6 protein-coding genes are annotated in these 7,192 nt (G+C 71.0%); all 6 read right to left on the reverse strand.

Features of this window, described 5'->3' with window-relative positions; all coding sequences use genetic code 11:
- Positions 1–147 precede the first annotated feature (147 nt).
- Positions 148–1,041 (reverse strand): 2-hydroxy-3-oxopropionate reductase, encoded by an 894-nt coding sequence (locus CR470_RS17880; RefSeq protein WP_097868597.1) that lies wholly within the window; start codon positions 1,039–1,041, stop codon positions 148–150.
- 88 nt (positions 1,042–1,129) lie between these two features.
- Positions 1,130–1,969 (reverse strand): TIM barrel protein, encoded by an 840-nt coding sequence (locus CR470_RS17885; RefSeq protein ID WP_097868598.1) that lies wholly within the window; start codon positions 1,967–1,969, stop codon positions 1,130–1,132.
- A 213-nt stretch (positions 1,970–2,182) separates the two neighbouring features.
- Positions 2,183–3,631: a cellulose binding domain-containing protein gene (locus CR470_RS17890; protein ID WP_097868599.1), complete on the reverse strand. Its 1,449-nt coding sequence runs from the start codon at positions 3,629–3,631 to the stop codon at positions 2,183–2,185.
- Between the two features lie 37 nt (positions 3,632–3,668).
- Positions 3,669–5,300 (reverse strand): beta-N-acetylhexosaminidase, encoded by a 1,632-nt coding sequence (locus CR470_RS17895; RefSeq protein WP_097868600.1) that lies wholly within the window; start codon positions 5,298–5,300, stop codon positions 3,669–3,671.
- Positions 5,301–5,372: 72 nt separating this feature from the next.
- Positions 5,373–6,254, reverse strand: a complete 882-nt coding sequence (locus tag CR470_RS17900) for a carbohydrate ABC transporter permease (RefSeq protein ID WP_097868601.1) — start codon at positions 6,252–6,254, stop codon at positions 5,373–5,375.
- On the reverse strand, positions 6,251–7,192 hold a 942-nt coding region (locus CR470_RS17905; RefSeq protein ID WP_373561424.1), incomplete at its 5' end, for a carbohydrate ABC transporter permease. The genes CR470_RS17905 and CR470_RS17900, both read right to left, overlap by 4 nt.

Consider the following 7,192-nt stretch of genomic DNA (forward strand, 5'->3'; position numbering starts at 1 on the left):
GGAGCGTAGATTCGCCGCGGAGCAACGTCAACAGTTTGTTGAAATCGAAGTATGTGGTTCCGGGCCGCGGCAGCGCCTGGGCGCGACAGGACAGGTGTCAGCGCCACCGCGGCCCGGAGATCAGGGGCTCCTTGCGGAGCGAGGTGGTCAGACCTGGGAGCCGGACAGCCGCTCGACCGAGCGCAGCAGCGCCGAGTGGTCCAGGCCGCCGTCGCCCTGGGCGCGCAGCGAGGCGACCAGCTGGGCGACCACGCCGCCGACGGGCAGGGCCGCGCCGACGTTGCGGGCGGCGTCCGTGACGATGCCCATGTCCTTGTGGTGCAGGTCGATCCGGAAGCCGGGGTCGAAGTCCCGCTTCAGGAAGTTGTCCTTCTTGCGGGTCAGCACGGTCGAGCCGGCCAGGCCGCCGTTCAGGACGTCGAGTGCGGCGGCGAGGTCGACCCCGGACTTCTCCAGGAAGACCACGGCCTCGGCGCAGGCCTGGATGTTGACCGCGACGATCAGCTGGTTGGCCGCCTTCACCGTCTGGCCGGAGCCGTGCGGGCCACAGAGCACGATGGTCTTGCCGAGCGCCTCCAGCAACGGCTTCGCGGCGTCGAAGTCCGCCTGCTCGCCGCCGACCATGATGGAGAGGACCGCCTCGATGGCGCCGGCCTCGCCGCCGGAGACCGGCGCGTCCAGGACCCGGATGCCCTTCTCGGCCGCGTTCTTGGCGAGGTCCACGGAGGTCTGCGGGGTGATGGAGGACATGTCCACCAGCAGCGCGCCGCGCTTGGCGTTCTCCAGGATGCCGTCGGGACCGTAGGCGATGGCCTCGACCTGCGGGGAGGCGGGCACCATCGTGATGACGACGTCCGCGTCCCCGACCGCGTCCGCGATCGAGGAGGCGCCCTTGCCGCCGGCCGCGACCAGCCGGTCGACCTTGTCCTGCTCCAGGGTGTATCCGGTGACCTCGTAACCGGCCTTGACCAGGTTCTCGGACATGGGGGATCCCATGATGCCGAGGCCGATCCACGCAACCTTGGGGAGGTTGTTGCTCATGAGGGTGCCTTCCTGAAAAACGTGTGTACGTAAGGGGGTTGGGTGCGACACCGAGGCCGCCCCGGCCCGTCCGCAGCGAGGGGGCCGGTCAGCGGGCCGCGCGGGCCGACGCCGGGAGCCAGTCGAAGGACTCCGCGCTCGGCCGGTCGCCCGGCTTGTACTCCAGGCCGACCCAGCCCGCGTAGCCGGCGTCCTTCAGCTCGTCGAGGAGCCGCTCCAGCGGGAGCGAGCCGGTGCCCGGCGCGCCGCGTCCCGGGTTGTCGGCGATCTGGACGTGGCCGGTCTTCGCGGCGTACGCCTTGATGACCTGGCTCAGGTCCTCGCCGTTCATCGAGAGGTGGTAGAGGTCCAGCAGGAACTTGGCGTTCCCGAGGCCCGTCGCCGCGTTGACCTTGTCGACGACCTCGATCGCGGCCGGTGCGCTGACCAGCGGATAGAGCGGCGACTCCGGCTTGTTGAGGGTCTCGACGAGGAGGATCGCCCCGACCCGGTCCGCCGCGCGGGCGGCCGACACCAGGTTCTCCAGGGCGAGCGTGTCCTGCACCACCGGGTCCGCGCCCTCGACGCGGTTGCCGTACAGCGCGTTGAGCGCCGTGCAGCCGACCGAGGCGGCGAAGTCGGCCGCCACCTCGATGTTGGCCCGGAAGCGGTCCGACTCCGTGCCGGGCACGGAGAGCGCGCCGCGGTCGGGGCCGGGCAGCTGTCCGGCGTAGAAGTTCAGCCCCACCAGCTGGGTGCCCGCGTCGTCGAGCGCCTTCTTGAGGGCGTCGAGCTCCGCCTGCGGAGGGGTGGGGGTCTCGATCCAGGGCCACCACAGCTCGACCGCCGTGAAGCCCGCCGCGGCGGCTGCCGCGGGACGCTCCAGGAGCGGGAGTTCCGTGAAGAGGATCGAAAGGTTCACATCGAAGCGCTGGTCCGGGTATCCCATGAGGATGTCGGCGCTCCTTCCGTATTGCGGAAGTTAGTTTCTGCTTAACGGAAGATTGCCCGGAGGGTGGCAGGGCTGTCAAGGGGTGCCGGAAAATTCGCCCCGGCCGGCGGCGTACGAATCGGTGGCGCGGGTGCCTCCGGGCATACGAAAGCGGGGCGGGGGCCGCCCTCGGCCCCCGCCCCGCCCGGCTCTCACACCGTGTGGGCCCCGCTACGCGGCCGGGACCGTGTCCTCGAAGCTCGTCCCCGCCCCGCGGTACGCCCCGACCATCGCGTTCACCTGTGCCGGGGTGAGGATCTGGTCCTTCACATGCAGGACGTAGTCCACCTGCTGGTCGTAGGCGCGGGGCGTGGTGCTCGGCTGCCCCTGGAGGTCGATCAGCCACTGGTTGAAGTTGATCGACATCGGTCGCTCGGGCAGGTAGGCCGCTCCGTGCGTCCCGAAGTGCTGACCGTCGACGTAGTACGTGATCTGGTGGTCGTCGATCGTCACCACCAGGTCGTGCCAGCCCGCGTACGACTGCCGGACCTCGCTGTGCGCGTTGACCGCCTCCCACGGGTCGGGCCGGTAGGTCTCCCACGACGTCGTGTAGAGGATGTTCGCGGGCTCGCCCCAGCCGCCGTTGGGCAGATACTCGAAGTCGTACTCCGCGTAGTCGTCCGCCATCGGCGCCTTCAGATCGTTGATCGTGAAGAACGTCTGCACGATCCGGTCGCCGTCCGGGCCGGAGCGCGGCGCGTCGCTGAACTTCACCCGGGACGCGTACGTCCCGTTCTTGAACTTCATCGACTTGGTCAGGATCTCGGTGTGCTTGGTCGAGGCCCCCGTGCCGGCCGTCGAGGTCTCCAGGTTCATCACGGAGTTTCCGGCCTGGTCGGCGAAAGTGACGTTCTCGGCCGCCCAGGTCGCCCCCGGCACCCCCGGACCGCCGGAGTTGGACCGTACGCTCCAGCCGTTCGCGTTGATCTCCGGGTCGGTGTGGGAGCTGTAGTCGAAGTCGTCGAACAGCGTCGGCGCGTCCCCCGGCGGGTCGGTGGGCGGGTCCGTCGGGTCCGGCGGGTCGGTCGGGCCGTTGCCCCCGGGAGCCTCGCCCCACACGGTCGCCCCGGCGATATGAGCGGTCACCTTGGACCAGTCGCCGTACGCCGTCCTGTCCGCGCCGAAGGAGTAGTCGTCGGACTGGACGAGCGGGGCCCAGGAGCTCTGGTGGAAGCGGAGCTGCATGTCCCCGGTGTCCGCTCCCGGCGCCAGCGAACCGGACCCGGCCGTGAAGCCGATCTCCAGGTACCGGTCGGCCGTGGCGGTCGGGCCGGCGAGCGTCCCGAACGTACCGGTGATGTTCGCGCACCCCTTCACCGCCCAGGAACAGGCGAACCGGTAGGCGGCGGACGCCGAGTCGGCCTTGAAGTAGTAGCGCACCTTGACGCTGCTCAGCGGTACGGAGGCGGAGCCGGTGTTACGGACCTTCAGCCACGGCTCGCTCTGGTCGGCGCTCGCGCCGGACGCGCTCGTACGGTACTGGACGACGATCCCGTCCGCCGCGGCGGACGCCGAGGACGGCCACGCGGCCAGGCCGGTGGCGGCCAGCGCCACGGCGGCGGCCGAGGCGGCGGCGGTGCGCAGCCTGCCTCGGCGGGGACTGCTCGATGATGTGTTCACAGGCGTGTTCCTCTCCGGAACGGTGGTGGGGGACGGGTTACGGGTGGAGTCGCGCTGTTCCTGCGGACGGGGACGCGGATGCGGACGCCGGTGCGTCCTCGGTCGCGAGCGACCGCGCGTCCAGTGGGCGGTAGGGGACGCCCAGGGCGTCCAGCCGGGCGGTGTGGTGACGCAGCCGCTCGACGAACCCCGGCCAGTCGCCGCGCCCGCCGGACCAGGAACGGTCGGCCAGCGCGCAGAGCCGTGGGTAGCTGAGGTACTCGATCTCCTCGGGGGTGCGGGCGTACTCGGTCCACACCTGGGCCTGGGTCCCGAGCACCCGCGTCCGGTCCGCCTCCGGCCAGTCGAGCGGCGCCGGTTCGTAGCGGTGGACCGTGTGCAGGGGGACCGGCGCCCCGGGCTGGGCGACCGGCTCGGACGGGTCGCCGGACTGGGCGTAGTCGAGGTAGGTGGCCCGGTGGTGCGCGGCGATCACCTGATGGCCCCGGTGTGCGGCGGCCCGGGCGTGCGAGGAGTCACGCCAGGTCATCACCGTGAATTCCGGTGGGAGTTCGGAGCCGTTCTCGACCCAGCCGAGCGGAATCCGGCCGCGCTCCACCAGGAACGCCCCGACCCGGCCCATGAACCAGCCGTGCAGCGCGGCCGGGTCCGCGAGCCCCAGCGTCGCCGCGCGATCCCTTGCGGCAGGGCTCTCCTCCCACTCGGTGGTGGGGCACTCCTCGCCCCCGATGTGGATGTACGGCGACGGGAAGACGTCCATCACCTCCTCCAGCACGGCCCGGCAGAAGTCGAAGACCCCCTCGTGCACACCGAGGATCGTGTCGCACACCCCCCAGCGGGTCCACACGTCCAGCTCGCGCCCGGGGTGGTTGCCCAGCTGCGGGTAGGCGGCGAGCGCCGCCCGCACATGGCCGGGCATCTCGATCTCCGGCACGACGGTGACTCCGCGCTCCGCCGCGTACCGCACGAGGCCCCGCAACTCCGCCTTGGTGTACGCCCCCTCGTGCGGCACCGCGTCGAAGTGGGCCCCGTCCGGTCCGGTCGGGCCCTTCTGCGACCGGGCCCGCCGGGAGCCGACCGAGATCAGCCGCGGGTAGGCGTCGACCGGCATCCGCCAGCCCTGGTCGTCGGTGAGGTGGAGGTGCAGGACGTTCAGCTTGTGCAACGCCAGCAGGTCCACGTACCGGCGCAGATAGCCGACCGGCTGGAAGCGCCGCGCCACGTCCAGCATCGCTCCGCGCCACGGCCGGTCCGGTACGTCGGTGATCTCGACGCACGGCAGTTCCCAGGAGCCTGTGGTCGCGGAACCGGCCGACAGGGCCTCGGAGGGCAGGAGTTGGCGGATCGTCTGGACGCCCCGGAGCAGCCCGGTGAGATGGGCGGCACGCAACTGGAGGGCCTGCGGGGCGACCGTCAGCCCGTACCCCTCCTCGCCGAGGCCGCCGAGCCGGTCGTCCAGAGCGAGGACGACCCGGCCGTCCGGGGCGGAGGTGAGCGGGAGCCCGGCGGCACGGCCGACCAGGGAACGCAGCAGGTCCGCCGCCGGCTCCGCACCCGGCAGCGCCCGGACGGTGGTCTCCCGGTCGAGGGTGAGCCGCCCGCCCAGCGAGGAGACCTTGGTGGGCCGGGGGATGAGGGAGAGGGCGGGGGCTGGGCGCGATGCGGGCACGGGGGCCTCCGGATTCGGTTCGCGGGCGGGCAGACAGGCGGGCGGGCGGGGGCGGCGGGCGGACTTCGCGGCTCAGCCCTTGACGGCGCCGGCGGCGAAGCCGGACGTGACATGGCGCTGGAGCAGCAGGAAGATCACCAGGGCGGGCAGCGCGAAGAGGGTGGAGGCGGCCATCGTGGCGCCCCAGTCGGTACCGAAGGTGTTCTGGAAGGACGACAGCCAGACCGGCAGGGTGCGGTTGTCCTGCTGCTTGATGATCAGGAAGTTGGCGTAGGCGAACTCGTTCCAGGCGGTGATGAAGCCGAACAGCGATGTCGCCATGAGCCCCGGCGCCAGCAGCGGCATCGCCACTCGCCAGAACGCCCCGGTCCGGGTACAGCCGTCGACCTGCGCGGCCTCCTCCAGCTCCGGTGGGATCGTCCCGATGAAGCCCCGCAGCACCACGACCGTGAACGGCAGCGTGATCATGAAATAGATCAACGTCAGTGTCGGCAGCCGGTCGAGCATGTCGGTGTCCCGCGAGATGATGTAGACCGGGATGATCAGAGACTCCCAGGGCGCCATCTGCGCAATGAAGATCATCAGCATGAACTGCCGCCGGCCCTTCCACCGCATCCGCGCCACGGCGAACGCCGCGCCCAGCGCCACCAGCAGCGCCAGCGCGACGGCCCCCAGCGTGACCAGGATGCTGTTGCGCCAGAACAGTGCGAACCCGTCGGCCTCCACGGCCCGGCGGAAGTGGTCGAGCGTCCAGGTCTGCGGGAGGAGCCGCGGATCGGTGGACCGGATGTCCTTGGACGGCGTGAAGGCCGTGGAGATCATCCAGTAGACGGGGAAGAGACAGACGACGACGGTCACGGCGGCGGCGATGTTCAGCGGGAGGCGCCGCAGCCGGGGGCGTACGGGCTTACCGGGGCGTGCGGGTTTCGGGGGACGCGCGGTGCGCGGGCTCATCGGGTCTCGTCCTCCTGGCGGAGCATCTGGCGGAAGTACAGGACGAGCACCCCGGACATCAGGACCACGGTGACCATCGAGGCGGCGGAGCCCAGGTCGTACCGCTGGCCGGAGAGAGCGGTCTGGACCGCGTAGACCGGCAGGATCGTCGTGGCGTCACCCGGGCCGCCCCGGGTCATCACCCAGATCTGGACGAACGCCTTGAACGTCCAGATCACCTCCAGCGAGATGACCAGCAGGAAGATCGGCCGCAGCATCGGGAAAGTGACCGAGCGGAACATCCGCCCCGCGCCCGCCCCGTCCAGCCGCGCCGACTCGTACAGCTCCAGGGGCACGGTGGTCAGCGCCGAGTACAAGGTGACCGCGGCGAACGGCACCGACTGCCAGACGATCAGCGTCACCAGGATCGCGAAGGCCGCGGTGCCGTTCGCGAACCACGGATAGCGGTCGAAGGAGTCGAAGCCGAGCGAGGTCAGCGACCGGTTGACGATGCCGAACTCCGAGTGGAACAGCCACTGGAAGACGGTGGTCGCCGCCACCACCGGCATCGCCCAGGCCAGCACCAGCGAGCTGAGCACCACCGTCCGCCCGATCCGGCCCAGCCGCTCCACCATCAGCGCGACCAGGGTGGCGATCACCATGATCAGGACGACGTTGATCGCCATGAACAGGAAGGTGCGACGCACCACCTCCCAGAACCTGGGGTCGGCCAGCAGCGTCCGGTAGTTCCGCAGTCCGACGAACTCCGCGTCACCACTGATCAGCTGGCGCAGGCGGAAGTCCTGGAACGAGATCAGGACCGCCCGCACCAGCGGGTAGACCAGGAGATAGAGCATGCCGCCGACGGCGGGGGCGATCAGGGCGTACGGCCAGAGGCCGCGGGCCCGGCCGGGCCCCGGCGGCAGGCGCCCGGCCCTGCGTACGGCGAGGCGCGAGGC

Source organism: Streptomyces sp. rh34, from assembly GCF_002551245.1.
Lineage (GTDB): Bacteria > Actinomycetota > Actinomycetes > Streptomycetales > Streptomycetaceae > Streptomyces.